The organism is Pseudomonas sp. TMW22089 (assembly GCF_022496645.1).
GTDB lineage: Bacteria > Pseudomonadota > Gammaproteobacteria > Pseudomonadales > Pseudomonadaceae > Aquipseudomonas > Aquipseudomonas paraversuta.
Map to the genome: position 1 here is coordinate 48,589 of NZ_SCFG01000017.1, position 26,407 is coordinate 74,995.

General features: G+C 62.2%; 18 protein-coding genes and 1 tRNA gene. 11 read left to right on the forward strand and 8 right to left on the reverse strand.

Going from position 1 to position 26,407, the window contains the following annotated elements:
• From EQV90_RS15580 to fhuF, 3 genes are all read left to right on the forward strand, one after another.
• Entirely contained in the window at nt 1–4,059 is a 4,059-nt protein-coding gene (locus tag EQV90_RS15580) for an amino acid adenylation domain-containing protein (protein WP_240878374.1), read from the forward strand.
• Nucleotides 4,060–4,132: 73 nt separating this feature from the next.
• Nucleotides 4,133–5,482 (forward strand): SidA/IucD/PvdA family monooxygenase, encoded by a 1,350-nt coding sequence (locus tag EQV90_RS15585; protein ID WP_240878375.1) that lies wholly within the window; start codon nt 4,133–4,135, stop codon nt 5,480–5,482.
• A gap of 85 nt (nt 5,483–5,567) precedes the next feature.
• Nucleotides 5,568–6,332, forward strand: a complete 765-nt coding sequence (gene fhuF, locus EQV90_RS15590; RefSeq protein ID WP_003444901.1) for a siderophore-iron reductase FhuF — start codon at nt 5,568–5,570, stop codon at nt 6,330–6,332.
• A gap of 15 nt (nt 6,333–6,347) precedes the next feature.
• Here the strand turns inward: fhuF and EQV90_RS15595 are convergent, their stop codons facing one another.
• Nucleotides 6,348–7,115, reverse strand: a complete 768-nt coding sequence (locus EQV90_RS15595) for an ATP-binding cassette domain-containing protein (RefSeq protein WP_240878376.1) — start codon at nt 7,113–7,115, stop codon at nt 6,348–6,350.
• Nucleotides 7,116–7,302: 187 nt separating this feature from the next.
• Between EQV90_RS15595 and EQV90_RS15600 the strand changes: the two genes are divergently transcribed.
• The 3 genes from EQV90_RS15600 (at nt 7,303) to EQV90_RS15610 (ending at nt 11,369) form a co-directional block, all read left to right on the forward strand.
• The gene (locus tag EQV90_RS15600) at nt 7,303–7,797 is read left to right on the forward strand and encodes a sigma-70 family RNA polymerase sigma factor (RefSeq protein WP_010657397.1); all 495 of its coding nucleotides are present in this window, start codon (nt 7,303–7,305) and stop codon (nt 7,795–7,797) included.
• Between the two features lie 23 nt (nt 7,798–7,820).
• Nucleotides 7,821–8,792, forward strand: a complete 972-nt coding sequence (locus EQV90_RS15605; RefSeq protein ID WP_240878377.1) for a FecR family protein — start codon at nt 7,821–7,823, stop codon at nt 8,790–8,792.
• Nucleotides 8,793–8,951: 159 nt separating this feature from the next.
• The gene (locus EQV90_RS15610) at nt 8,952–11,369 is read left to right on the forward strand and encodes a TonB-dependent receptor (protein WP_003444894.1); all 2,418 of its coding nucleotides are present in this window, start codon (nt 8,952–8,954) and stop codon (nt 11,367–11,369) included.
• A gap of 110 nt (nt 11,370–11,479) precedes the next feature.
• On the opposite strand, the gene EQV90_RS15615 is transcribed toward EQV90_RS15610, so the two are convergent.
• Entirely contained in the window at nt 11,480–12,361 is an 882-nt protein-coding gene (locus EQV90_RS15615; protein WP_003444892.1) for a LysR family transcriptional regulator, read from the reverse strand.
• 105 nt (nt 12,362–12,466) lie between these two features.
• On the opposite strand from EQV90_RS15615, the gene EQV90_RS15620 reads away from it, so the two are divergent.
• The gene (locus tag EQV90_RS15620) at nt 12,467–13,489 is read left to right on the forward strand and encodes an NAD(P)-dependent alcohol dehydrogenase (RefSeq protein WP_240878378.1); all 1,023 of its coding nucleotides are present in this window, start codon (nt 12,467–12,469) and stop codon (nt 13,487–13,489) included.
• 114 nt (nt 13,490–13,603) lie between these two features.
• Here the strand turns inward: EQV90_RS15620 and EQV90_RS15625 are convergent, their stop codons facing one another.
• Nucleotides 13,604–14,755, reverse strand: a complete 1,152-nt coding sequence (locus tag EQV90_RS15625) for an MFS transporter (RefSeq protein ID WP_010657443.1) — start codon at nt 14,753–14,755, stop codon at nt 13,604–13,606.
• A gap of 148 nt (nt 14,756–14,903) precedes the next feature.
• Between EQV90_RS15625 and EQV90_RS15630 the strand changes: the two genes are divergently transcribed.
• Nucleotides 14,904–15,326: a RidA family protein gene (locus tag EQV90_RS15630; protein WP_003446282.1), complete on the forward strand. Its 423-nt coding sequence runs from the start codon at nt 14,904–14,906 to the stop codon at nt 15,324–15,326.
• Nucleotides 15,327–15,440: 114 nt separating this feature from the next.
• On the opposite strand, the gene uvrB is transcribed toward EQV90_RS15630, so the two are convergent.
• Nucleotides 15,441–17,456 carry an excinuclease ABC subunit UvrB gene (uvrB, locus tag EQV90_RS15635; RefSeq protein WP_003446281.1) on the reverse strand — a complete coding sequence of 672 codons (2,016 nt, stop codon included), beginning with the start codon at nt 17,454–17,456 and terminating at the stop codon, nt 15,441–15,443.
• A gap of 334 nt (nt 17,457–17,790) precedes the next feature.
• On the opposite strand from uvrB, the gene EQV90_RS15640 reads away from it, so the two are divergent.
• Entirely contained in the window at nt 17,791–18,987 is a 1,197-nt protein-coding gene (locus tag EQV90_RS15640) for an amino acid aminotransferase (RefSeq protein ID WP_010657441.1), read from the forward strand.
• Nucleotides 18,988–19,051: 64 nt separating this feature from the next.
• Nucleotides 19,052–19,127, forward strand: a tRNA-Asn gene (locus EQV90_RS15645).
• Between the two features lie 153 nt (nt 19,128–19,280).
• On the opposite strand, the gene EQV90_RS15650 is transcribed toward EQV90_RS15645, so the two are convergent.
• Nucleotides 19,281–22,334 (reverse strand): FAD-binding and (Fe-S)-binding domain-containing protein, encoded by a 3,054-nt coding sequence (locus EQV90_RS15650; protein WP_240878379.1) that lies wholly within the window; start codon nt 22,332–22,334, stop codon nt 19,281–19,283.
• Between the two features lie 158 nt (nt 22,335–22,492).
• Here EQV90_RS15650 and EQV90_RS15655 point away from each other — a divergent pair, with 158 nt between their 5' ends.
• Complete coding sequence (locus tag EQV90_RS15655; protein WP_029613017.1) at nt 22,493–23,398, forward strand: LysR substrate-binding domain-containing protein; 906 nt, start codon at nt 22,493–22,495, stop codon at nt 23,396–23,398.
• Nucleotides 23,399–23,407: 9 nt separating this feature from the next.
• Here the strand turns inward: EQV90_RS15655 and EQV90_RS15660 are convergent, their stop codons facing one another.
• The 3 genes from EQV90_RS15660 to EQV90_RS15670 all read right to left on the reverse strand — a co-directional run bounded on the left by EQV90_RS15660 (nt 23,408) and on the right by EQV90_RS15670 (nt 26,293).
• Entirely contained in the window at nt 23,408–24,334 is a 927-nt protein-coding gene (locus tag EQV90_RS15660) for a sugar ABC transporter substrate-binding protein (protein ID WP_010657438.1), read from the reverse strand.
• Nucleotides 24,335–24,479: 145 nt separating this feature from the next.
• Complete coding sequence (locus EQV90_RS15665; RefSeq protein WP_160627868.1) at nt 24,480–25,274, reverse strand: TIM barrel protein; 795 nt, start codon at nt 25,272–25,274, stop codon at nt 24,480–24,482.
• Nucleotides 25,275–25,285: 11 nt separating this feature from the next.
• Entirely contained in the window at nt 25,286–26,293 is a 1,008-nt protein-coding gene (locus EQV90_RS15670) for a Gfo/Idh/MocA family oxidoreductase (RefSeq protein WP_240878380.1), read from the reverse strand.
• Nucleotides 26,294–26,407 lie beyond the last annotated feature (114 nt).

The window sequence follows — 26,407 nt, forward strand, 5'->3', positions numbered from 1 at the left end:
ATGAGTATTGATCCGCACCAAATCGCCCGGCGTTTCGCCGAACTGTCCCCCGAGCGGCGCCAGGCTTTTCTCGCCAGGCTCGAGGAAAACGGCATCCGCTTTACCGACCTGCCGATGGTCGCGCTGCCCCGGCCGGATGCCTCACCTCTGTCCGCCGCCCAGCGCGGCCTGTGGATTGCCTGGCAGCGCGAGCCGGACAGCCCGGCCTATAACCTGGCGGGGGGCCTGCGTCTGGGGGGGCTGCTGAATGTCGAGGCCCTGGAACAGGCTTGCAACGACTTGCGCGCCCGTCACGAAGCGCTGCGTACCTCCTTTACCCAGGACGCCGACGGCGAGCCGCAGCAACGGGTCAACCCGCAGCAATTCCAGCCACTGGCCTGCCTGGAACTGGACGAGGGCGCATCGCGGCAAAGGGCCCAGGCGCTGACGTGCCAGGCGTTTGACCTGCTGGCCGAACCGGCGCTGCGACTGGAACTGCATCGCCTTGATGCCCAGCAGCACCGGCTGGTGATCGTGCTGCATCACATCCTTGCCGATGGCTGGTCCATCGGCCTGATCATCGAAGATCTGGCCACGGCCTATGCCGCGCGCTGTCAGGGGCAGGCCGCGCAATGGCCGGCGCTGACCGTGCAATACGCCGATTACGCCGGCTGGCAACAACGCTGGCTGGATGCGGGGGAGCAAACCCGGCAACTGGATTATTGGCGCAAACAACTGGGGGACGATCACACGCCCCTGGCGCTGGCGCTGGACCGCCCCCGCAGCGCTGTTCGCGAGTCACGCGGTGCCAGTGTGCGCGTGCAATTGCCCGGCGATACCAGCCAACGCTTGCGCAACCTGGCCAAGGCCGGCGGCGCCACCACCTTCATGGCCATGCTGGCGCTGCTCAACCTGTTGCTCGCCCGCCACAGCGGCGCCGACAGCGTGCGCATCGGTTCGCCGCTGGCCAACCGCTCGCGGGCTGAAACCCAACGGGTGGTGGGCTACTTCACCACCCTCAGCGTGTTGAGCAACCGGGTCGATGAGCGCTGCAGTTTTACTGCGCTGCTGCATCAGGTGCGCGGCACCTTGCTCCAGGCCCAGGAACATTCCCAACTGCCGTTCGACCAGCTCTTGCAAGCGCTGGCGCCACCCCGCGAGGCGGGCACTCACCCGCTGTTCCAGGTCAAGTGCACCGAGCAGTCGGCCAGCCGCCCGCAGCGCTTCGCCGATCTGTCCATGGGGCTGGACGGGCTGGTGGCGGGGGAAGTGCATTTCGACCTGAGTGTGGACTTCACAGACCGCGCCGATGGCATCGAAGTGCTGATCGCCTATGCCTGCGACCTGTTCGATGCCGGGCGCATCGAAGCCCTGGCGGATGAGCTGCGAGTGCTGGCCGAAGCCGTGAGTCTGGCGCCGGAGCAACCCTTGCTGGAACTTGCCGTCAAGCCTGAATACCGCGCCGATGCACCGGCAATCGCCACTGAGGATGTGCTTGATGCCTGGCAGCGCCAGCATCTGCTCAGCCCTGACGCCGCAGCCGTGACCTGCAACGGTCTGACTTTCAGCCGCGGGCATATTGACCGCGCCGCCGAGGCCCTTGGCCAACAGCTGCTGGCCCGGGGCGTAGGTCCCGGTGACCGGGTGGCCTTGTTGACCGGACGTACAGCGGGGCTGGTGACCGGCATTCTGGCTACCCTCAAGTGTGGCGCCGCCTATGTGCCCGTGGACCCGCGCTGGCCGGCCGAACGCCGTTCGGCAGTCCTGGCCGACAGCGGGGCGTGTCTGGTGCTGGGTGCCGATCCCGGGGTGCCGGGTCTGGACTGGCTGGCGCTGGAGGCGGATTTGACCCTGCCCACGGCGCTGAGGGCCTGGCCAGCCCGGGTGCCGCAGTTGCCCGCTTATCTGATCTACACCTCAGGTTCCAGTGGCACGCCCAAGGCCGTGGTCGCCAGTCGCGGCAACCTGGCCGCCTATGTCGCGGGGCTCAGCCAGCGCCTGCAATTGCCGGCCCGCAGCAGCTTCGCCATGGTCTCGACGGTGGCCGCCGACCTCGGGCACACGGTGCTGTTCAGCGCCCTGAGCCAGGGCGGGGTGCTGCACCTGGCCGACGATGATCAGGCCTTCGACCCCGATGCCTTTGCCCACTGGCAAAGCGAACAGGGAGCCGACGTGCTGAAAATCACCCCCAGTCATTTGCAGGCCTTGCTCAACGCCCGCGATCCGGCCCGGGTGCTGCCGCGGCACAGCTTGATCCTCGGCGGCGAAGCCACGTCCTGGGGGCTGCTGCAGCAGATTCGCCAGCTGGCCCCGCAGTTGCGGGTGTTCAACCACTACGGCCCCACCGAGACGACTGTGGGGGCGCTGTGCCAGGACGCCGCCGCTGCCGACCCGCTGCGCGCCCGCACCTTGCCCGTCGGCACTCCGCTGGCCGCCGTTGTGGCCCGGGTACTGGATGCTTATCTGAACCCGGTGGGGCGAGGGGTGAGCGGTGAACTGTACCTGGGCGGCCCGGGTGTTACCCAGGGCTACGCGGGCCGCCCGGGGCTGACTGCCGAGCGCTATGTGCCGGACCCGTTCGGCGCACCCGGTACACGCCTGTATCGCAGTGGTGACCGGGTACGCCGGCTGGATGACGGCAGCCTGGAATACCTGGGCCGCAGCGATGACCAGGTGAAAATCCGTGGTTATCGGGTCGAGCCCGGCGAAGTCAGTGCCGCGCTGCGGCGTCTGGCCGGGGTGCGGGATGCGGCCGTGATCGCCATGCCCGGGGAAGAGGGCGGCGATCAACTGCATGCCTGTCTGGTGCTGGAGCCGGGCATCGCTGTGCAAGCCCTGCGCGAGTCCCTGGCCAGGCAATTGCCGGACGCCCTGGTGCCGTCCCATTGGACAGTGCTGGAGCAGCTGCCGCTGACTGCCAACGGCAAGCTTGACCGGCACGCCCTGACCCTGGCGCAAACGGTCCGGCCCCTGGGCGAGGGCCCGCGCGGTGCGGTGGAAGAGGCGCTGGCGCAGCTGTGGAGCGATTTGCTGGGGCAGGCGGTTATTTGCCGCGACGCCTCCTTTACCGAACTGGGGGGCGACTCGCTGCTGAGCCTCAAGTTACTGGCGCGCATCCGCAAGCAAGGCCTGCAGGGTGAGCGCAAGCTGACCCTGGCCGACTTGCTCAATGCCCCGAGCCTGGCGGCGCTGGCCGAACATCTGGCGCCACCGCCGGTGAACGACCCGGAGGTGGTGTTCCTGTCGCGTTCGGGGCGTGGAGTGCCGCTGTTCTGCCTGCCGGGGCTGATCGTCAACAGCAGTGAATTCAAGCCGCTGGTGGATGCCCTGGGCGGCTCACGGCCGGTGTATGGATTCGTCAGTCACGTCTACACCGAGCAACGCTGGCGTGGCTATGATCTGCCCGCGCTGGCCCGGGAGTACGCCGACTACATCGCGCGCACGGTCAAGGGCGGGCGCTGCGCCTTGCTCGGCTGGTCGTCCGGGGGCGAGCTGGCGCTGGAAACCGCGCGCCTGCTGCAAGGACGGGCGCAGGTCGAGTTCCTTGGCCTGGTGGATGTATTTGAGTCGGTGCTGTTTCACCCGCGCCAGGCCCTCGACGAGGGCGCACATGCCCGGGCACAACCGTTGCTGGAAAGCTGGCTGGCACGCTCGGCCATGGCCAGACAGTGGCGGCAATTGTTCGCGCTGATGGACGAGCGCGAGCGTGATGCCCTGACCGAGCATGTGCTGGCCCACGACGGGCAATTGCCCAGCGACGGACCGGACTTGCTGTCCCGGGAATTCGAACAATGGGCCTTGCTCGACAAACGCTTGAAAGCTGCCCGCCATGTGCACGCGCCGTTGCCGGTGGCGGCCCATGTCTGGCAGGCCGCCGATTCCCTGACCCGCAGCGAGCGCCTGCGGGACTGGAGCGCGCTGGTGGAGGTGATCGAGCACAGCTGTGTGGCCGATGCGCACCATCTGGACATCATCCGTCACCCGGTCTTCATGGCCGATTTTGCCCGGGCTCTGGCGGCTCTTGAGCTCAATGGCCAGGCAGAGGGGGTTAAATTCGCCGAGGCCGCAAGCGTCTTCTAAAGACACATTCTCCAGCGGCCGGACCCGGGTCCGGCCACCGCTCTCTCACTCTCTACAGGAAGGAATCGGTCCCATGACCCAGCACTTCAACCCGACGGCCACCCACGACCTGATCGGCATCGGCTTCGGCCCTTCCAACCTGGCCCTGGCCATTGCCCTGCAAGAGCGCGCGGAGCAGTGCGGCAAGGCATTCGACGCACTGTTCCTGGAGCGCCAGCCCGACTACAACTGGCATGGCAATACCCTGGTGGCCCAGAGCGAACTGCAGATTTCGTTCCTCAAGGACCTGGTGACCCTGCGCAACCCGTCGAGCCGCTTCTCGTTCGTCAACTACCTCAAGGCCCATGGCCGACTGGTGGACTTCATCAACCTGGGCACCTTTTATCCGTGCCGCATGGAGTACAACGACTATCTGCGCTGGGTCGCCGTGCAGTTCGCCGGGCAGAGCCGCTATGGCGAGCAAGTGCTGCGCGTCGAGCCGGTGGTGGAAGCGGACGGCCGGGTGCAGCGGCTGAATGTGATCAGCCAGAACCAGCAAGGCCGTGAAGTGAGCCGCCAGACCCGCTCGGTGATCGTCAGCACCGGCGGTACGCCGAAGATTCCCCCGGCCTTTGCCGGGTTCAAGGACGACCCCCGGGTGTTTCACCATGCGCGCTACCTGTCGGCCATGGCCACCCAGGCGTGCAACCGTGGCGAGTCAATGCGGATTGCCGTGGTGGGTGCCGGGCAGAGCGCCGCAGAGGCCTTTATCGACCTCAGTGACAACTACCCGAACGTGCAGGTCGACATGATCCTGCGCGCGGCCGTGCTCAAGCCCGCCGACGACAGCCCGTTCGTCAACGAGATCTTCGGCCCCGATTACACCGACCTGGTGTTCAATCAGCCGGAAACCGAGCGCGAGCGGCTGATCCGCGAATACCACAACACCAACTATTCGGTGGTGGACCTGGACCTGATCGAGCGCATCTACGCCATTCTCTATCGCCAGAAAGTCAGCGGCAGCGAGCGCCACGCCTTCCTCTGCCGGCGCATGATCGAAAGCGCCATTGATGTGGATGGCCGCGTGCAGTTGCAACTGCGGGATCTGGCCACCGGCAGCAGCGAGGCGCGGCGTTACGATGCGGTGATCCTGGCGACCGGCTACGAACGTCGCTCCCATCGCGAGCTGCTGGCTCCGCTCAAGGACTATCTGGACGATTTTCGGGTCGATCGCGACTATCAACTGCTGGCAAGCCCGGAACTGGAAACCCCGGTGTTTATCCAGGGTTTCAGCCAGCATTCCCATGGCCTGAGCGACACCCTGTTGTCCGTGCTGCCGGCCCGTTCGGGGGAAATTGCCGCCGCCCTGGAGCAACGTCTGGATGGCATTCGCCAGCCCCGTTCGGGCCAGGAAGCACGGGCCCTGCACAGCGTTTCGGCCTGATGGCTGAATCCCGGCGGCGGTTCGGGTATGCTGGGTGAATGATGCTGTTTCTCATTTACCTTTTTGAACAGGGTGCCAGGGGCTGATGATCGACGTGCTTGCACCGCTGTTTCGCGGTGATTTTGAAGCCTACCGGGAGGTGCTGGTGCTGGCCGACGATCCTCGTCCGGCCATTCCCTGTGACGCGCTCCTGGCGCCTGCGGCCTTCAGCGACGTGCTGGGCGGTTTTGCTCAGCGCTATAACGGCGACGACCGGCGGGCCCTGGCGTCTTTGTGGGCCAAGCACTACATCGTCAAGCTGTTGCCGCCGGTGATGGGCGCCACGTTATTGCTGCGCTGGCGCCTGCCGCTGGCTCTCGCCGACACCGCCGTGCTGCTGGACGAGGGGCATCTGCCCCAGGGCTTTCGCCTGTCGGGCAAGGGCGAGCCGTTCGCGCCCCAGGTGAGTGATCCGTTCGAGCTGTTCGCGGGCTTGCTGGACGACCATTTGCAGCCGCTGTTCCAGGCCATGGCCAGCCAGGTCAAGGTTTCACCCAAGGTGCTGTGGAGCAATGCCGGCAACTACTTCGAAAATCTGCTCAACCTGATGGCCAGGGCCGGCATGCCCGCCGAACGCCTGGCTGCGGGGCGTGCGCTGCTGGAAACCCGGGTCCGCCCCGATGGCAGCCGCAACCCGCTGTTCCAGCCGGTGCAGTACCTGCCGGTCACCGACGAACAGGGCCAGCCGACCATGCGCCGCGAGCGCAAGGTCTGCTGCGTGCGCTACCTGCTGCCGGAACTCGAGCTGTGCGGCAACTGCCCGTTGAAGGTCAAGCCGTCCGGCAAGCCTTCTTGCGTGCGGGCGGGATAAAAATCCGCCACCGGTTCAGTAATGAAAACTGATTGCCGAGCCGTCGTGGGGGTGGGGCATGACGCCCATACGGATGCCGTAGATGGATTCCAGCACGGCACTGTTCATCAGCTCTGCCGGTGGCCCCTGGATCAGTAAACGGCCGCTGTGCAACGCCACCAGGTGGTCGCAGTAGCGCGCCGCCATGTTGATTTCATGCAGCACCACCACCACCCCCAGATCCAGTTTGTGGCTCAGTTCGCGAATCAGCCCCAGCACCTCTACCTGATGTGCGATGTCCAGTGCCGAGGTCGGCTCGTCGAGCAGCAGGTAGCGGCTGTTCTGTGCCAGCAACATGGCCAGCCAGACCCGCTGGCGTTCGCCGCCGGAGAGGTTGTCCACCAGGCGCTCGGCATAGGCGCCGGTGTGGGTCAGTGCCATGGCCTGTTCGACCTGGGCGTGATCCTCCTCGCTCATGCGTCCCAGTGCGCCATGCCAGGGATAGCGGCCAAAGCGCACCAGTTCGCGCACGGTGAGGCCGTCGGCGGCCGGCAGTTGTTGCGGCAAGTAGGCCACCTGGCGGGCGAATTCGCGGTTTTTCCAGGCCGGCAACGGCACGCCATCGAGTTTCACTGTGCCCTGGCTCGCGACTTGCTGGCGGGCCAGCAACTTGATGAGGGTCGATTTCCCCGAGCCGTTATGCCCGATCAGGCCGATGATCTGGCCATGGGCCAGGGTCAGGTCCAGCGGGTACAGGAGGGTGCGCTCGGGAATGTCGAAAGAGACGGCCTGCAACTCGAACATGGGAGGGTCCTGGGGCAAAAGGAGCCTAATCTAGAGCAAATAAGAACCATTATCAAAGATTGTGTGGCGCAAACCGCTGCCGGTGACGGTTGTCGGGCAGGCGGGGGCGGCAGCGCCATGGGCAAGTCATTGCCTGCATTAATAGGAAGCATTACTATTCGCGCCCCCACCTTTGTAGTCCAGAGCGATGACTCGTAAAGCGCCCCGCCGGGCGGGTTTTCTTGAATATTACGATGAGTTGATCGGGACCTGGACCCGCCGTCTGCGCAATCGTCAGCAGGCGCAGGATCTGGCTCATGACACTTTTGTCCGGGTGTTCGAATCCGGCCCGGATGCGGTCGAGCAGCCCCGTGCCTATTTGCATCAGACCGCGCGCAATATCGCGGTCGACGGTTTTCGCCGGGAAGAGTTACGCGATGCCAAGGAGCAGGCTGCCGTTCCCCCAAGCTCGTGCGAAACGGGCGATCCGGAGCAGTACATGCGCGCTTACCAGTTGGCCGAGGCGGTTGAAAGAGCCTTGCAGGAACTGCCGCTCAATTGCCGCAAGGTGTTTGTCTGGCAAAAGATCGAAGGCCTGACCCAGGCCGAGATTGCCGAGCGCCTGGGGCTGTCCAGGAACATGGTGGAAAAGTATATGATCCGCACGCTGCGCCATCTGCGTGAGCGGGTGGAGGCGCCGTGACGACATCAGATAAGGACAGGATGATGGATAGCCGTGACTGTACGGGTGACAGCGCGAGCGTGCGCGATGCCGCCGCGACCTGGTTTGCGCGGGTGCAGGCACAGTCCCTGAGCCCTGCCGAACAGGCCGAATTCGAGGCCTGGCGCACCCGGGATGCCAGCCATGAGGCTGAGTACCAATGGCTGGCAAGCCTGTGGTCGGCCACCGATCTGCTGCCAGAAGCCCGCTTGCAGGCGCTGTGTGAACTGCCGGACAGAGCGCCCAAACGCCGTTCGGTCATGGCCTGGGGGCTGGCCGCCAGCCTGTTGCTGGCGCTGGGGGCCGGTTTAAGCCTGCAATGGCAGGAGCCGGGTGCCTATCACGGCGAATTTTCCACACTGGCGGGCGAATACCGTGAAGTGCAGTTGCCCGACGGCTCATCGATCGAGCTCAACAGTCGCAGCCGGGTCAAGGTCAGCTTTGAGGGGCAGCAGCGCAGGGTCGAGCTCGAGCAGGGCGAGGTGATGTTCAGCGTTGCCCATGATACGTCCCGACCCTTTGTGGTGCGCGCCGGTGCCGGGCAGGTGACGGTTACCGGCACCCGCTTTGATGTCCGTCGCGACGGTGATCAGGCCCGGGTTGCGGTGGAGTCGGGGCATGTCCGGGTGCAGGGCAGCGATGCCTCGGGCGCGGTCAGCCTGACCGCGGGGCTTGGCACCCGGGTCGATGCACAGGGGCAGGTAGACGCACCGCTGGCGGTGGATACCCGGGCGCTGACGGCGTGGCGCACGGGGCAACTGCAGTTCAATGATGCAAGCCTGGCGCAAGTGGCCGCCGAGGTCTCGCGCTATCGTCAGCAGCCGTTGCACGTGACCGATCCGGCCGTGGCCCGGCTCCGGCTGACCAGCGTGTTCAAAACCGCTGACACCGATGCCTTGCTCAAGGCCTTGCCGCGAATCTTGCCGGTGGCCATTAACACCCGTGCGGACGGCAGTCAGGAAATAGTGGCCCGATAATAATTGGCTGCTGGATTCAGGTTTTTTCCGAGTTCTTCGTCTTCTAGATCAACTGCAACTGGTTTGCATTAACAGTCGCACTCAAGTGCGATCTACAGGGCAAGACTCGACGTGAAAAATAACAATCTCCGTGGGCGACTTTCTGCGCTTGAAACACCTTTGAGCTGCTCTTTTTCGATTAAACCAGGCCGCTGGTTGCCGCTGGCACTGGCCCTGGCCGTCAGTGCGGGGTTGCCGGCTGCGTTTGCCGGTGAGCCTGCCTCCAGTGCCATCCATATTCAGGCCCAGCCTTTGGGCGCAGCGCTGAGCCAGCTGGCCCGCCAGACTTCATTGCAGGTGTTCTTCAGCCCGCAGCTGGTGGCCGGCAAACAGGCCCCGGCGGTCGATGGCAACTTGTCGCCGGAGCAGGCATTGCACGCATTGCTCCAGGGCAGCGGCCTGAGCTACGAATTGAACGGCGATGCGGTGATCCTGCAGGCAGCACCTGCGGTCAGTGCTTCAGCGGCTTCCGGCCCGCTGGAACTGGGCCCGGTGGATGTGAAAGTGGTGGGCGACTGGCTGGGTGATGCCAATGCGGCGGTGGTGCAGAACCATCCCGGCGCCCGTACCGTGGTGCGCCGCGAAGCGATGGTCGAGCAGGGCGCGATGAATGTCAGCGACGTGCTGAAGAAGATCCCCGGGGTCCAGGTACAGGCGCCCAATGGTACCGGTGGCAGTGATATTTCCCTGAACGTGGGGGTGCGTGGCCTGACCTCGCGCCTGTCGCCGCGCTCCACGGTGTTGATTGACGGAGTGCCCGCGGCCTTCGCCCCTTATGGCCAGCCACAGTTGGCAATGGCGCCGATTTCCTCGGGCAACCTGGACAGCATCGACGTGGTGCGCGGTGCCGGCTCGGTGCGTTACGGACCACAGAACGTGGGCGGGGTGATCAACTTTGTGACCCGGGCGATTCCCGAAACCTTTGCCGGTGAAGTCGGCACCACCCTGGAGACCTCCGAGCGTGGTGGCTGGAAGCACATGGAGTCGGCCTTTTTGGGCGGTACCGCCGACAATGGTATCGGGGCGGCGCTGCTGTACTCCGGGGTCAAGGGTGATGGCTATCGGGCACGCAACAATGACAACGACATCACTGACGTGTTGCTCAAGACCCACTGGGCGCCCACCGATCAGGATGATTTCAGCCTCAACTTCCATTATTACGACGCCACGGCGGACATGCCCGGGGGCCTGACCCAGGCGCAGTTCGACGCCGATCCGTACCAGTCGGTGCGCGACTACGACAACTTCAGCGGACGGCGCAAGGACGTGTCCTTCAAGTACCTGCGCCAGATCGACGACCAGACCCAGTTTGAAGTCCTGACCTATTACACCGACAGTTTCCGTGGCAGCAATATTGCCGCGCGCAACCTGCAAACCCTGTCGGCCTACCCGCGTAACTATCACACCTTCGGCATCGAGCCGCGGGTGTCCCATGTCTTCACGCTGGGGCCGGTGACCCAGGAGGTCGGGGTCGGTTATCGCTACCTCAAGGAAGCGATGCACGAGCAGGCGAGCATGCTGGAACTGGTGGATAACGTGCCGGTACCGGGGCCCAAAGGCGACGGTCATGTGTATCAGGACCGAACCGGGGGCACGGAGGCCAACGCCTTCTATATCGATGACAAGATCGATGTCGGTAACTGGACGGTCACCCCGGGGATCCGTTTCGAGCGCATCAGCACCAACTGGCACGACCGCCCGGTGCTGGATGGCAAGGGTGTGCCGGTGCCGGAGAAAAACCGCAGCATCGACAGTAGCGAAGCGCTGCCGGCCCTGAGCGTGATGTACCACCTCTCGGACGCGTGGAAGCTGTTTGCCAACTACGAGACTTCGTTTGGCAGCCTGCAGTACTTCCAGCTGGGGCAGGGTGGCACGGGGGACCAGACGGCGGCAGGTTTGCGTCCGGAAAAAGCCAAGACCTATGAACTGGGGACGCGCTATGACAATGGGGTGTGGGGCGGTGAAGTGACACTGTTCTACATCGACTTTGCCGATGAGCTGCAATACATCAGCAACGATGTGGGCTGGACCAACCTCGGAGCCACCAGGCACCAGGGTATCGAGACCTCGATCCACTACGACATGGCGGCGCTGGATGCCCGTCTTGACGGGCTGTCGGTCAATGCGGGGTTCACCTACACCAAGGCGGTGGCCGAGGGTGACATCATGAACTTCAAGGGCCGCGACCTGCCGCTGTATTCGCGTCAGGTGGCCAACCTGGGGGCGCGTTATGCGGTCAACCGCTGGACCTACAACCTCGACATGTTTGCCCAGTCCAAACAGCATGCGCCGGGTACCGGCGGCACCTACATCACCGACCCGACCGCGGACGGTCAATACGGAGACATTCCGGGGTATGCGACCTGGAGCACCCGTGTGGGCTACGACTTCGGGCCTGAGGCTTCGAACCTGAAAGTGGGCGCGGGGATCAAGAACCTGTTCAACCAGCAGTACTTCACCCGTTCCAGCGACAACAACTCCGGGATCTACCTCGGAGAACCCCGCACCTTCTTCGTCCAGGCAAGCGTGGGCTTCTGAAACCCGCCCGTCTCTGTAGGAGCGAGCTTGTCTCGCGATCTTTTGATCTTGAAAGGCTCGCGAGCAAGCTCGCTCCTACGGAATGCGGGGCTATTTATGCCCCATGCTTACTATTGCTTCAGGGCGTTGATCAGTGCCCTCAACGCTGCGGGGACGTGACGTCGATTGCTGTAATAAACGTAAAGATCACCAATTGAGCATGTCCACCCTTTCAAGCATCGGACAAGCTGGCCGCTCTCAATTTCAGCTTTTACAAGGTCTGAAAAAACCAGGGCCAATCCTGATCCCGCCAGGGCAGACTCGATCATCATTCGCTGGTCGTCCAGCGTCAGCCTGCCGTTGGTTTCGACGCTTACCTGTTCTTTCCCCTTGGCAAACTCCCACGGAAAAACCACACCACTGGCGAGGCGGTAGCGAATGCAACTGTGAGCCAAGAGGTCTTCCGGCGTTTTCGGTACGTCATGTCCTTGAAAATATTCCGGCGAGCCAACAACCACAAATTCGAGGTTTTGCTTCAAGGGTATGGCGATCATGTCAGGCCTCAAGCTCCTGCCAAATCGGATGCCCGCGTCAAAACCTCCTGCCACGATGTCAACCAGACTGTCGTCGCACGATACATCAACACAAAGGCCGGGGTTCTCACGCAAGAGCTTGGCCAGGACCCCACCAAGAATCAGGTGCGCTACGGCCCGGGGCACCGTTAGCTTGACCGTGCCAGAGGGCGTACCGCGAAATTTATTAAGATCGTCCAGTGCACTGGCAACCTCATCGAAAGCAGGCTTGAGGCGTTGCAGTAATTCCTCACCCGGTTCGGTCAAGGTCACAGCTTTGGTGTTGCGGTTGAGCAGTCTGACGCCTAGATGTTGCTCCAGGGTTTTGACTGCATGGCTTATCGCCGAACGTGTGACTCCGCGCTCAATTGCTGCCTTTTGAAAGCTGAGGTGTGTGGCGACAGCAACGAAAGCAGACAGCTCGCTCATCTTCGCTTTCATGTTGAATTTTCCTCACCATTGGATCAAATGTGTTGAGCCATAAATTCTACCCCGGGGCGGGTAGACTCTCCTTCGATTGATGATTGATTGTTGGGAGATTCAAAAATGCGAGCTTATGAAATTGGCGATCAAAGCGGTCTTGATACCTGGAAGCTGGTAGAGCGTCCCGATCCCGAGCCTGGTCGTGGACAGGTTGCGATTCGAGTACACGCGGTGTCACTCAATTTTCGCGATGTGCTGCTGGCAAGCAAGGGCTACGGACTCCCTGTCCATAGCCCTCAGGCTATAGCGGCTTCTGACGGTGCGGGCGAAATCATCGCAATCGGAGAAGGTGTAACGCGCTGGGAAGTCGGCGACCGTGTGGCTGGAATCTTTGTACAGAACTGGTTTGGCGGACGACAACCAGACGATGCCTTTGACAACATGCTCAGCGGCTCGCTCGATGGAATGCTGGCGGAGATCGTCGTTCTCGATCAACAAGGCGTTGTGGCGATCCCTGAGCACATGTCATATCGCGAGGCATCAACCTTGCCGGTAGCAGGTGTGACGGCGTGGAACGCGCTGTATGGCCTCAAAGCGCTACAACCCGGCCAGACGGTACTGACCCTGGGTACTGGTGGAGTCTCAATCTTTGCGGCCCAGATAGCCCTTGCCGCAGGTGCCCGGGTTATCACTACATCGTCGAAAGAAGCAAAACTCGTTCAAGTTCGCAAGTTAGGTGCGATAGAGACCATCAATACGAGTACGACGCCGCAGTGGAGCAAGGAAGTTCTGCGACTTACAGGCGGCATGGGCGCTGACTATGTTGTTGAGACGGGGGCGCCGGGAAGCCTCGTTCAATCAATTGCAAGTGCCCGCGCAGGGGGTATTGTCAGTCTGCTTGGAGTGCCTCCCGGTGAAACGATCAATGCCCTGAGCCTTTTACAAACGAGCGCGATTTTGCGAGGGATGATGGTGGGCTCCAGAGAGATGTTCGAAGCACTCAATGCCTTTGCAGGCATAGCCAGGCTTCATCCGATAATTGACAGCGTCTATGGCTTTGAGCAGGCCACAGAGGCGCTGAAGGCCCTTGCTCAAGGCAACCATTTGGGGAAAATCGTGGTGGATGTTTCAGGTCGACAAGCCTGATTTTCATCACCACGACAGCAGTGACACTGGCCGCCCAGCCGGCAACCTGGGCGGGGCCATTTTTGGACCTTCGGCCAATGCACGGGGATTTCCCCTGTAGGAGCGAGGTTATTTTTAGACCTTCAGGATCCGTCCGCTGATGGCTACGGCCACCAGCATGGCGGCGATCAACAGGAAGGCAATGCTCAGGCTGCTGGCATGGGCGACAAAGCCGATGGCCGCCGGGCCCGCCAGTATCCCCGCATAGCCCAGGGTGGTGATGGCCGGTACGGCAATGTTCTCGGGCATTACGGTTTGTTTGCCGACCGCGGTGTACAGCACCGGCACGATATTGGAACAACCGATACCCACCAGGGCATAGCCGGCCAGGGCCAGTTCCCAGCCCGGCGCCAGGGTTGCCAGGGCCAGCCCGGCTGCGGCGAACAGACCGCCCAGGACTATCACCCGGCGCGCCCCGAGATGTCTGACGATGCTGTCGCCGGTCAAGCGGCCAGCGGTCATGGTCACGGCAAAGGCGGCATAGCCAAGCCCGGCATAGGCTTCGCCGATCTGTTTCTCGGTGGTCAAGAACACCGCGCTCCAGTCGAGCATCGCGCCTTCGGCCAGGAACACGGTAAAACACAGCAGCCCGATAAACAGCACCACGCCGTGGGGCACTGCAAACGCCGGGCCGGTGCTCTCACTGCCGTAAGACAGCAGGTGCGGCGCAGCCTTGAGCAAGGCGGCGAGGGTCAGCACAATCACCACCATAATTGCCCACAGCGGCGTCATCCCCAGCGCCAGAAGGGCGCTGACACCGGCCGCACCGGCAATCCCGCCGACACTGAACAGACCGTGGAAGCCCGACATCATGTTGCGGCCGCTGGCGCGCTCGACGATCACCGCTTGCAGGTTGATGGTGGAATCAACGACCCCCAGGCCTGCGCCGAATACAAACAATGTGGCGATCAGCAGCGGTATGGAGCTGGCGGTGGCCAGGAGCGGCAGCGCCAGGCAAATCAGCAGGGTGCCGCCAATCGTCACCCGGCGACAGCCAAAGCGCGTGGCCAGCAGGCCGGCGATGGGCATTGCCAGAATCGAGCCCGCACCGAGGCATAGCAGCAACAGGCCAAGGGTGGCTTCATCGAGCCCGGCCCGGGCCTTGGCGTAGGGCACCAGTGGCGCCCATGCGGCCAGTCCGAAACCGGCGATAAAAAAGGCGATGCGGGTCGACATTTGTTCGAGGCGCCCTGGAACAAAAGGCGTCTGAGTGTTGATGGCGGTCATGTTCATCCTTGGGTGTCGGGTCTGTGTCGCGCAGCTGCGCATCATCCTGACATATTTGCGACCTGTGCCGCGAGGGCACTGGTACAGGCACGGGCGGCAATGGTTGAATGGCGCGCTTGCAAATTCAACTGCCCAAGGTGCGACTTTTATGGACAAGAATCTTCACCCCGCCGTGCAACTGCTGAACCCTGCCGGTCTGTATGACCCTTCGGGCAATGGCTATTCCCATGTGGCCCGCCTGGCGCCGAATGTGCGGTTGGTCTACACCGCGGGTCAGGGGGGAGAGAACGCCGACAGTGAGCTTGCGGCGGATTTCGCCGGGCAGGTACGTCAGGCGTTCGCCAACCTGCAGATTGCCCTGGCCGCTGCCGATGCCCAGATCAAGGATGTGGCCAAGCTGACGGTACTGATCGTTGATCACAGTCAGGAGCGCTTGCATATTCTGGGGGCGGAAATTGCGCGGGTCTGGGGAGCGCTACCGGCGCCGGCCTGCACCTTGATTCCGGTGCCGCGCCTGGCGCTGGAGGCGATGCTGTTTGAGGTAGAAGCGGTGGCGGCGGTGGCTGACTGAGGCACCGCAAACATCACACCCTGTAGGAGCGAGCTTGTCTCGCGAGCTCTTTCAAGATCAAAAGCTCGCGAGGCAAGCTCGCTCCTACAGGTCAGGGTCAGGGTTGGGCGGGGATTAAACCTGCAGCAACCGCTCCCTGAGCTTGCCGATTTCGTCGCGCATTTGTGCCGCGGCCTCGAACTCCAGGTCGCGGGCCAGGGCGTACATTTTTTCTTCCAGCTGGCGGATGCGCTTGCTGATTTCGCTCGGCGAACGCAGTTCGTTTTCGTACTTGGCGTTTTCCTCGGCCGCCTTGGCCATGCCTTTGCGCTTCTTGCTGCGCGAGCCGGGCACCACTGCGCCTTCCATGATGTCGGCGACATCCTTGAACACGCCTTTGGGCGTAATTCCGTTGGCCAGGTTAAAGGCGATCTGTTTGTCGCGACGGCGCTCGGTTTCGCCAATCGCCCGTTCCATCGAACCGGTGATGCGGTCGGCGTACAGGATCGCCCGGCCATTGAGGTTACGGGCGGCACGGCCAATGGTCTGGATCAATGAACGCTCGGAACGCAGGAAGCCTTCCTTGTCGGCATCGAGAATCGCCACCAGCGACACTTCGGGCATGTCCAGGCCTTCACGCAGCAGGTTGATCCCCACCAGCACATCGAATACCCCGAGGCGCAAGTCGCGGATGATCTCGACCCGCTCCACGGTGTCGATGTCCGAGTGCAGGTAGCGAACGCGCACGCCGTGGTCGGCCAGGTAGTCGGTGAGGTCTTCGGACATGCGCTTGGTCAGGGTGGTGACCAGCACCCGCTCTTCCAGCGCCACGCGCTTGGCTATTTCGGACAGCAGGTCGTCGACCTGGGTCAGTGCCGGGCGGATTTCGATTTGCGGGTCCACCAGGCCGGTCGGACGCACCACCTGTTCCACGACCCGGCCCGAATGCTCGGCCTCATAGTTGCCGGGGGTGGCCGAGACGAAAATGGTCTGCGGGCTGATGCGTTCCCATTCGTCAAAACGCATCGGCCGGTTATCCAGGGCCGACGGCAAACGAAAGCCGTACTCCACCAGGGTTTCTTTACGCGAACGGTCGCCTTTGTACATGGCGCCCACCTGCGGCACGCTGACGTGGGACTCGTCGATCACCAGCAAGGCGTCGGCCGGCAGGTAGTCGAACAGGGTCGGCGGCGGCGCTCCGGACTCGCGACCGGAGAGGTAGCGCGAGTAGTTTTCGATACCGTTGCAGTAGCCCAGCTCCATGATCATTTCCAGATCGAAGCGGGTGCGTTGTTCAAGACGCTGGGCTTCCACCAGTTTATTGTTGGCGCGCAGGTACTCCAGGCGTTCCTTGAGTTCTTCCTTGATCCCTTCGACTGCGTCCAGCAGGGTTTCCCGGGGCGTCACGTAGTGGCTTTTCGGATAGAAGGTAAAGCGCGGCATCTTGCGGATGACTTCGCCGGTCAGCGGGTCAAAGGCGCTGATGCTTTCGACTTCGTCATCGAACAGTTCGATGCGCACGGCTTCGAGGTCGGATTCGGCCGGGTAGATGTCGATCACATCGCCGCGTACCCGAAACGTCGAGCGGGCGAAGTCCATGTCGTTGCGGGTGTACTGCAGGTCAGCCAGGCGGCGCAGCAGTTCACGCTGGTCGAGTTTGTCGCCACGATCGACGTGCAAGACCATTTTCAAATAGGTTTCCGGGCTGCCCAGGCCGTAGATGCACGACACCGTGGTGACGATGATTGCGTCCTTGCGCTCCAGCAACGCCTTGGTTGCAGACAGGCGCATTTGCTCGATGTGGTCGTTGATCGAGGCGTCCTTCTCGATAAAGGTATCGGAGGAGGGCACGTAGGCTTCGGGCTGGTAGTAGTCGTAGTACGAGACGAAGTATTCCACCGCGTTGTTCGGGAAGAACGACTTGAACTCGCCATACAGCTGCGCCGCGAGGGTTTTGTTGGGGGCCAGCACCAGGGTCGGGCGATTCACATGGGCGATCACGTTGGCGATGCTGAAGGTCTTGCCCGAACCCGTTACCCCGAGCAGGGTCTGGTGCGACAGCCCGGCCTCGATGCCTTCGATCATCTGGCGAATGGCTTCGGGTTGATCGCCTGCGGGCTCGAAGCGGGTAACTAGCTGGAAATCGGGCATAACGGACCTCTGGGTCGCATCTATCAAAGGCTTGGACCTTGGTAGATCGAGAAAGACTGCATGCGACGCAAGCCGCAGGAGAAAACAGGATACGGCTAAATATGGAGGTCGTGACTGACTGTTTCAAGGCGCCGTTCTGACATGGACATCGGAGCAAAGCATGCAATTGGACCAGTGGCTCGAAAATAAAGGCAAATACTTGGCCAAAACCGGGAATCCCCTGTTGCCCGAATCGCTATCGCCTTTATACTTGCTCCCCGTTTGTGCACCGCTCTAGTGCAATCGGCTGGAGCGTTGTCACCCCCTCCATTCCCCATTCAGAGCCGCCGTAATAATGAGCCTGTTCTCCGCTGTCGAAATGGCACCACGCGATCCTATCCTGGGCCTCAACGAAGCATTTAACGCCGATACTCGTACCAGCAAAGTGAATCTGGGGGTCGGTGTTTACTGCAACGAGGAGGGACGAATTCCACTCTTGCGTGCCGTTGTCGAAGCCGAAACGATCCGGGTTGCTCAGCATGCATCCCGTGGCTACCTGCCGATCGATGGCATCGCCGCCTACGACCAAGCCGTGCAAAAGCTGCTGTTCGGTGCCGAGTCGCCGCTGCTGGCCGCTGGCCGTGTGATCACCACCCAGGCCGTGGGTGGCACCGGTGCACTGAAAATCGGTGCCGACTTCATCAAGCAGCTGCAGCCGGGTGCTGTGGTCGCCATCAGCGATCCAAGCTGGGAAAACCATCGCGCATTGTTCGAAGCTGCCGGTTTCCCGGTGCAGAACTATCGCTACTACGACGCTGCCAGCCATGACGTAAACCGTGCCGGCATGCTCGAAGACCTCAACGCCTTGCCGACTGGCTCCGTGGTTGTGCTGCACGCGTGCTGCCACAACCCGACCGGCGTCGATCTGACGGCGGCCGACTGGCAGAACGTGCTGGACGTGGTCAAGGCCAAAGGCCTGATCCCGTTCCTGGACATGGCCTACCAGGGTTTTGGCGACGGCATTGACGAAGACGCCGCAGCAGTGCGCCTGTTCGCCGAGTCGGGCCTGAGCTTCTTCGTTTCCAGCTCGTTCTCCAAGTCGTTCTCGCTGTACGGCGAGCGCGTGGGTGCATTGTCGGTCATCACCCAGTCGAAGGATGAGAGCGCCCGGGTTCTGTCCCAGGTCAAGCGTGTGATCCGCACCAACTACTCCAACCCGCCGACCCACGGTGCAACCATCGCCGCAGCGGTGCTCAACAGCCCTGAGCTGCGTGCAATGTGGGAAGAAGAGCTGGCTGAAATGCGCCTGCGCATTCGCGGCATGCGTCTGCAAATGGTAGAGCTGCTGTCGAAGAAGGCTCCGGGGCGCGATTTCAGCTTTGTTGCGCGTCAGCGTGGCATGTTCTCGTACTCCGGCCTGACCGTTGAGCAAGTGGCGCGTCTGCGTACCGAGTTCGGTATCTATGCCCTCGACACCGGCCGTATCTGCGTCGCTTCTTTGAATCAGCGCAACATTGAAGCGGTTACCGATGCGATTGTTCAGGTCATCTGAATAATCCCTGAGAAGTCATCGAAAGTGTTGACTTCTCTTTTTATATCAGTAAGATAGACGCCATTCCGCGATAGCTCAGTTGGTAGAGCAAATGACTGTTAATCATTGGGTCCCTGGTTCGAGTCCAGGTCGTGGAGCCAGATAGTAAAAAAGCCGCTAGCGATAGCGGCTTTTTTTTGCCCGTGATTTTTTGCCCGGGCCCGGGTCGAAGCGGGCCTGCCTGGCGATGATCTGAAAAACGCCGCGTCCAACAGCAGTCACGGGTTTTATCGTCGATCATCGCCGGCCGGCGATTACCGGGGGGGTTGATCGCCCTCACGCAAATGCCCAAGCAGCGCCTGCAGGGGATGCAGCAATTCTTTGCCGTCCTGGCGCTTGACCTGGCTTCTGCAGGAATACCCGTCCGCCAGTAGCGTACCGTCGCCGTGATGCTGCTCTACCAGTGGCTGCCACGATTGCGAGTAGATGATCTGCGAAGTTTTGACGTTGCGTGTTTCATGGCCGTAAGTGCCGGACATGCCACAGCAACCGCTGGGCAAAACCTTGAGGCTCAGCCCCCATCCTGCGAATACCTTTTGCCACAGATCAATGCTCGCGGGCTCATTGGTGCGCTCTGTGCAATGGGGCAAGAAGTGAAAGACCTTTTGCGGGGCGGCCGGTGGCTGGATCGGCATGGCGCTCACCAGCCACTCCTGCGCCAGGGCAACCTGGGGCACCGTGCCGTGATCCAGGGTCTTGGCATATTCCTGGCGGTAGACCAGGGTCATCGCCGGGTCCAGTCCCACCAGCGGCACGCCGCAGTTTTGCAGGGCCAGCAGGCCCCGGGCATTGTGGGTTGCGGCTTTCTTGAAGGCGCCCAGCAAGCCTTGCACCTGAAGGGGTTTGCCATTGGCCGAGAACGGCGCGAGGTAGACCTGATAGCCAAGCCGCGCGATCAGCTCTATCCACTGTGCGGCCAGCGGCGTCTCGAAGTAGCGGGTGAATGCATCCTGCACCAGGATGACGCTGCGCTTGCGCTGCTGCGGGGTCAGTCGGGACAGGGTTTTGACCGTCGCCGTCTGCACCTTCCATGTGGCGCACAGCTGCTCGAAGTTCATCAGACTCAGCAGCGGGCTATCGACCATGCCGACCCCATGTTCAAGCATCCACTTGACCGGCCTGGCGCCCAGCAGGGCGTTGTACAGTCTCGGGAAGCGGGCAATAACGGGAATGCTGAACTCCAGTGAGCCGACCACGTAATCCTTGAGCGGGCGCAGGTAACGACTGTGATAAAGCTCAAGAAAGCGTGCCCTGAAGTCCGGGACATTGACCTTGACCGGGCACTGTCCGGCGCAGGATTTACAGGCCAGGCAACCGCTCATGGCCTCGTAGACTTCGTGGGAGAAATCCTTTTGCCCCAATTGTCGGGCGAGGGTGTTGCGGGCTTTGCCAAGCCAGTGCCCGAGGGTCGAAGCTGGCGCTTGATTGCCCAGCACGTCCACGCCCTGGGCCCCTTGCAGGCGCAACCATTCGCGTATCAGGGAGGCGCGGCCCTTGGGTGAGTGGATGCGGTTGCGGGTGGCTTTCCAGGATGGGCACATGGCGTCATCGGGATCGAAGTTGTAGCAGGCGCCATTGCCATTGCACTGAACGGCGGTCTGATAGCTTTGCCACACCCGTTGATCTATCTGGCGATCGAGGTCGCCGCGCAACGGGACTTCGTCGACCCGGGTCAATGCGGCTGCAGCCAGCGTCGCCGGTGTGGCAATTTTCCCCGGGTTCAACTGGTTGAACGGGTCAAATACTGCCTTGATGGCCTGGAGCGAGGGGTAAAGCCCGGCAAAAAACTCAGGCACATATTCAGAGCGCAGGCCTTTGCCGTGTTCGCCCCACAGCAGGCCACCGTACTTTTTCGTCAGTGCCGCGACGGCGTCCGAAAGCGGGCGGATCAGTGCCGCCTGCTGCGGGTCTTTCATATCAAGGATCGGCCTGACGTGCAGGACGCCGGCATCCACATGACCGAACATCCCGTATTCGAGGCCGTGGCTATCGAGCAGGTCGCGAAACTCGGCGATGTAGTCCGCCAGATTCTCCGGTGGCACGGCGGTGTCTTCGACAAATGGCTGGGGCCTGGCTTCGCCCTGGACATTGCCCAGTAGCCCCACTGAGCGTTTGCGCATGCTGTAGACACGCTTCACCGCCTCGCTGCCGACGGCCAGGGTATGGCCCAGACGGCTGACGCTGGTGTCGGACTTCAGGTGCCGGGTGAAGTCATGCACGCGCTGCTCCAGGCGCTGCAGGTCATCGTCGCTGAATTCGATCAGGTTGATGCCCAGGGTGGGGCGGGCGGGGTCCTGGGGGAAATATTCAGCCACGCCGTGCCAGACGATGTCCTGCATCGCGAGCATCAGTACTTTTGAATCCACGGTCTCGATCGACAGCGGCTTGAGCGCCATCAGTGCCTTGGCATCGCGCAACGCGTCCATGAAACCGGCGTAGCCCACGTTGACCAGAATGCTATGGCGGGGGATCGGCAGCACATTGAGCCGGGCCTCGACAATGAACCCCAGGCTGCCCTCGGAACCGCACAGCACGCTGTTGAGATTGAAGCGGCCATCGGGTTCGCGCAGGTGGGCCAGGTCGTAGCCGGTGAGGCAGCGATTGAGCTTGGGAAAGATGTCCTGGATCAGCTGTTGCTGGTTGTCGGCAATCTCCTGGGTGCAGCGATAGACCTCGCCGATCATGTCCTGGCGGCTGGCTTGCTGCCGGGCATGGCCGGCCTCCACGGCCTGGCTGTCGAGCCTGTTGCCGCCCAGCAGGATGGTGGACAGCGCCAATACGTGGTCGCGGGTTTTGCCATAGGTGCAGCTGCCCTGGCCGCTGGCATCGGTATTGATCATTCCGCCAATGGTGGCCCGGTTCGAGGTGGACAGCTCGGGGGCAAAGAACAGGCCGTGGGGCTTTAGCGCAGCGTTCAGCTGATCTTTGACCACGCCGCTTTGTACCCGCACCCAGCGCTCCTCAACGTTGATCTCGAGAATCCGGTTCATGTGCCTTGAGAGGTCGACAATCACGCCGTCGGTGAGGGACTGGCCGTTGGTGCCGGTGCCGCCTCCGCGGGCCGTCAGTACCACCGAGCGGAACTGGGGCTGGGCTGCGAGTCTGGCCACTCGTCCGACGTCAGCGTCATGCTTTGGAAACACGGCGACCCGGGGCAGACGTTGATAGATTGAATTGTCGGTGGCCAGCACCGTGCGTGAACCATGATCGCTGGCGATCTCGCCTTCGAACCCTTCGTTTTTCAGTTGCTGCACAAAAGCCTGGTAGATGTCTTGCGGGCTGTTCGTGGGGGCGAGGCGGGCGATCATTGACGGCGTTTCCTGCTGAGTGAATTCGTTTCTGTATTCGCTTAACGTATGCTCGTTTGTCAGTCGGGCTTAGAGCGAAATTGGGTATGACCCCATTGTCAGGGCTACGACCTGGGCAGACAAACGTAAAACACGCAGCATTTGCATGAGGTTTATGAATGAATCCGAGGCGCCTCACCCCCTCGATGTCGGTACTGGTGGCTTTCGAAGCGGCGGCCAGGCATTGCAGTTTCACCAAGGCAGCGGATGAACTGTCACTGACCCAAAGTGCTGTCAGCCGCCAGGTGCAGGCACTGGAGGCTTTACTCGGGGTCGAGCTGTTCCATCGCGAAGGGCGGCGTATCGAGCTGACGGCTGCCGGAGCCCTGTATCAACATGAGCTGGCAGCGGCGCTGGGGCGAATCCGTAGCGCGACGCTGCAGACCATTGCCTTCAGCTCCCGGGGCGGGACACTGCACCTGGCGGTTCTGCCCACGTTCGGTTCGAAGTGGTTGCTGCCGCGCATGAATGACTTCTACACCCGGCACCCCGAGATCGTGGTGCATATCCATTCGCGCATCATGCACGCCGACCTGGCCAGCGCTGCGGGCGAGATGAACGCGATCATCGTGGCGGGCGCAGGGCCGTGGCCGGGCTTTATCTCGCACAAGCTGCTGACTGAAACACTGGTGGTGGTGGCCAGTCCTGCCGCGCTGCCTGAATACGCCGGGATGAGTCCGGCAGACCTTGCTGCCAGTCATTCGCTGCTCAGTGTGGTGTCACGGCCCAACGCCTGGTCGGACTGGTTTGAGCGCCACGGCCTGGATCATCGGGCGATGCGTCCGGGGCCGGGTTTCGAGCTGACGGGGCATCTGATTCAGGCGGTAGTGGCAGGCATCGGTATTGGCCTGGTGCCAAGGGTGCTGGTGCAGGACGAAATCAGGGCGGGCACCCTGGTGACACTGTTCGAGCCCCTGGAAAGCGGCAGGAGCTACTACCTGGCCTATGCCAACCGGTACCAGAACCTGCCGTCACTGATTGCCTTCAGTGAATGGCTGCAAAGCCTGCCGTTTCCGGACAATTGAGAGCGCCCCCTAGTTGAAGTTCTGTTCAAACAGCGCCACCTGATCCGGGGTGATCAGCTTGAAGGGCACCCAGATTTCAGGCTCGACGGGCTCGCCCTTGATCAGCTTCAGGGCGACATCCACGGCCTTGCTTGACTGGGCTTTGGGGTCCTGGAATACGGAGGCTGCGAGCTGGCCGCGCTTGATCGCCGCGAGGCCGTCGGGCAGGCCGTCGATGCCGACCACCGGGATCTCGCCCTTGGTCTTGCCGGCCTGCTGCAACGCCATGGCGGCGCCAATGGCCATTTCGTCATTGTTGGCGATGATGGCATCGAACGGGATGCCCGCCAGCAACCAGTTACTGGTCAGATCCATCCCTTTGTTGCGGGTCCATTCGCCACTTTGTTCCTCGACGATCCTGATCCCGGGATAATCCTTGAGCACCTGCTTGACCCCTTCGGTACGATCATGGGTGGCGTTCTGCGCCAGATCGCCCTTGATGATGACCACATTGCCTTTGCCGCCGAGCTTCTCGGCCAGAAAACGCATCTGTAGCTGGCCGGCCTCGATGTCATTGGAGGCCACTGTGACCACGCCTGCGGGCAGCTCCCTGGTGTCGGGGTGGCGGTTGACATACACCAGTGGAATCTTCGCTTCGACGGCCGCCCGGGTCATGCGTGCGGTACCGCCGGTGTCGGCCGGCAGCACTATCACCGCATCCACCTGCTGACTGAGAAAGTCCTGCACCTGATTGAGCTGGCGTACCACATCGCCCTGGGCGTCGACGAACTGGATCTGGATGTTTTCCCGCCTGGCGGCGTCTTGCAGGCCGCTGCGGATATAGGTCATGAAGTTATCGTCGACCTTGGCGATGCTCACGCCGATACGGTAATCGGCAAGCGCCAGTGAGCTGGCGAGCAATAGCAGCGGGGCAAGAAAAAGAGAGCGGCAGCGCATGGGGGTTTTCCTTTTGTTGTTATGAACAGGCCTTTACGTTGAAACCTGTAATCGTTGACGAGTCGTGAGGCTGCGATCGGGGGCGCCGCAGCCGTAATTGAATCCATCGATTGCAACGGCTTGCAGCCTCGTTCCTCGTCAGCGACTACGGGCGGGGCAGGGTGAACGCTTGCCGGAAGCGCTCAAGGGCCAGCTCACTGTCGCCCGAGGCCCAGCCTTCCAGTCCCACCACGCCGCTGTAGCCGATGCCGTGCAAGGCTCTGGCGATGGCCGGGTAATGGATCTCGCCGGTTCCGGGTTCCTTGCGCCCCGGAACATCCGCCACCTGGATTTCGCCAATGGCCGGCCCCGCGCGCTGGATCAGCTCGATGAGGTTTCCTTCGCCGATCTGTGCATGGTAAAGGTCCAGATTCAGTTTGAGGTGCGGGCTGGCAACGGCTTCGATCAACGCCAGGGTGTCCTCGGCGCGGGCGAACGGGGTGCCGGGGTGGTCCACCTGTGTGTTGAGGTTTTCCAGCAAGAACACCTTGCCGGCCGCTTCCCCCAGCCTGGCAATTTGCTCCAGGGTCTTGCAGGCACTCAGCCACATGCGGCCAGTGGTATGGCTGACCGGCTTGACCGGCAAGCCCTGGTCGCCCAGGCCGGTGCCGTGCAGGTTGAGGCTCGGGCAGTTCAGCTGCGCGGCCACGGCCAGTGATTCCCGGGCGCTGTCGAGCAACTGGCGAATGCCTTCGGGTTCAGTCAGGGTGCCCGAGATGTAGCCGGTCATGGAGGTGAAGTCGGCGCCGGTGGCAATCAGGGCGGCGATGTCCTTGTTGGTCCAGTCCCAGATTTCAACGCTCAAGCCCTGGGCATGAATACGTTTGACGCGTTCGGTGAACGGCAGGTCGAGAAACACCATTTCGGCACTCACCGCCAGTTTGAACGGAATAAAACCCATGCTGTTGCTCCTTAAAGGCGGACAGGTCCGGCCTGTTGCACTGACTCGATACAGGCGCGGGCAATGGCCAGCGCGGCGCGGGCGTCTTCGCCGCTGGCCAGTGGTTTGCTGCCCGTGCGAACGCAGTCGACGAAATGATTGAGCTCGGCAATATAGGCATCGCGCAACAGCTCAGTGTCGAGGCGCCGGGTCTCTATCTGGATCCCGTCGCCCAGGTAGCCGACCTTGTCCGATCGGGCGATGCTGCCCATGGTCAGCATGCCGCCACTGCCGAAGACCTCGCCGCGCACGTCATAACCATACACGGCCTGGAAGTTGGCCTCGGCGGTGGCGATCGCACCGTTGTCGAAGCGGATCGTCACCACTGCGGTGTCCAGCAGGCCCTTGCTTTTGTAGGCGGGCGCGACCAGCGCGTCGGCCATCACGAAGACTTCGACCGCTTCGGCACCGGGGTTCAAGTAGCGCAGGGTGTCGAAGTCATGAATCAGGGTTTCCAGGAATATCGTCCACTGGGGCACCCCGGCCGGGTTGCTCAGGCCGGGGTCCCGGGTCAGCGAACGCAGCAATTGCACAGTGCCGATGCGGCCGGCGAGTACATCCAGGTGGGCATCACGAAAGCCCCGGACAAAACGGCGGTTGAAACCCACCTGCAAGGTCACGTTGGCCCTGGCGGCAGCGGCGATGGCACGGTCGGCTTCCTCCAGGGTGATGGCCATGGGTTTTTCGCAAAAAATGCTTTTGCCGGCCTCGGCGGCGCTGATCACCAGTTCGGCGTGGCTGCGGGCGGGGGCGGCAATCAGGATGGCGTCGACTTGCGGATCATCCAGCAGTTGCTGCGGATCGCTGTAGCCCCGTTGTACCCCCAGTGTCTCGGCCAGTCGCGCAGCCTGGCCCGGGGTCGGGTCGGCGATGGCAACCAGACTTGCGCCCGGAATATGCAGGGCAGCCGTCTGACCATGAAAACTGCCCATGCGCCCGGCACCGATGAGGCCCAGGCGGATAGTTTTAAGCGTGCTCATGTAATGACTCCTTTTATTGTTGTTCGCGGTTGGCTGAGCAGCTGGAAGCGCAGGTGCTCACCAGACCCAGGAGCAAAGCCTGTGCCAATGTTCAAGTCATTGAAAAATAACGAT

What these genes read in the sequence shown, in the direction of transcription:
- EQV90_RS15580 (WP_240878374.1), top strand. Translation starts at nt 1, where the DNA reads ATGAGTATTGATCCGCACCAAATCGCCCGGCGTTTCGCCGAACTGTCC.
- EQV90_RS15625 (WP_010657443.1), bottom strand. Translation starts at nt 14,755, where the DNA reads ATGACCGCCATCAACACTCAGACGCCTTTTGTTCCAGGGCGCCTCGAA.
- fhuF (WP_003444901.1), top strand. Translation starts at nt 5,568, where the DNA reads ATGATCGACGTGCTTGCACCGCTGTTTCGCGGTGATTTTGAAGCCTAC.
- EQV90_RS15600 (WP_010657397.1), top strand. Translation starts at nt 7,303, where the DNA reads ATGACTCGTAAAGCGCCCCGCCGGGCGGGTTTTCTTGAATATTACGAT.
- EQV90_RS15585 (WP_240878375.1), top strand. Translation starts at nt 4,133, where the DNA reads ATGACCCAGCACTTCAACCCGACGGCCACCCACGACCTGATCGGCATC.
- EQV90_RS15640 (WP_010657441.1), top strand. Translation starts at nt 17,791, where the DNA reads ATGAGCCTGTTCTCCGCTGTCGAAATGGCACCACGCGATCCTATCCTG.
- EQV90_RS15615 (WP_003444892.1), bottom strand. Translation starts at nt 12,361, where the DNA reads ATGAAAGCGAAGATGAGCGAGCTGTCTGCTTTCGTTGCTGTCGCCACA.
- EQV90_RS15665 (WP_160627868.1), bottom strand. Translation starts at nt 25,274, where the DNA reads ATGGGTTTTATTCCGTTCAAACTGGCGGTGAGTGCCGAAATGGTGTTT.
- EQV90_RS15620 (WP_240878378.1), top strand. Translation starts at nt 12,467, where the DNA reads ATGCGAGCTTATGAAATTGGCGATCAAAGCGGTCTTGATACCTGGAAG.
- EQV90_RS15595 (WP_240878376.1), bottom strand. Translation starts at nt 7,115, where the DNA reads ATGTTCGAGTTGCAGGCCGTCTCTTTCGACATTCCCGAGCGCACCCTC.
- EQV90_RS15670 (WP_240878380.1), bottom strand. Translation starts at nt 26,293, where the DNA reads ATGAGCACGCTTAAAACTATCCGCCTGGGCCTCATCGGTGCCGGGCGC.
- EQV90_RS15660 (WP_010657438.1), bottom strand. Translation starts at nt 24,334, where the DNA reads ATGCGCTGCCGCTCTCTTTTTCTTGCCCCGCTGCTATTGCTCGCCAGC.
- EQV90_RS15630 (WP_003446282.1), top strand. Translation starts at nt 14,904, where the DNA reads ATGGACAAGAATCTTCACCCCGCCGTGCAACTGCTGAACCCTGCCGGT.
- EQV90_RS15650 (WP_240878379.1), bottom strand. Translation starts at nt 22,334, where the DNA reads ATGATCGCCCGCCTCGCCCCCACGAACAGCCCGCAAGACATCTACCAG.
- EQV90_RS15655 (WP_029613017.1), top strand. Translation starts at nt 22,493, where the DNA reads ATGAATCCGAGGCGCCTCACCCCCTCGATGTCGGTACTGGTGGCTTTC.
- uvrB (WP_003446281.1), bottom strand. Translation starts at nt 17,456, where the DNA reads ATGCCCGATTTCCAGCTAGTTACCCGCTTCGAGCCCGCAGGCGATCAA.
- EQV90_RS15605 (WP_240878377.1), top strand. Translation starts at nt 7,821, where the DNA reads ATGGATAGCCGTGACTGTACGGGTGACAGCGCGAGCGTGCGCGATGCC.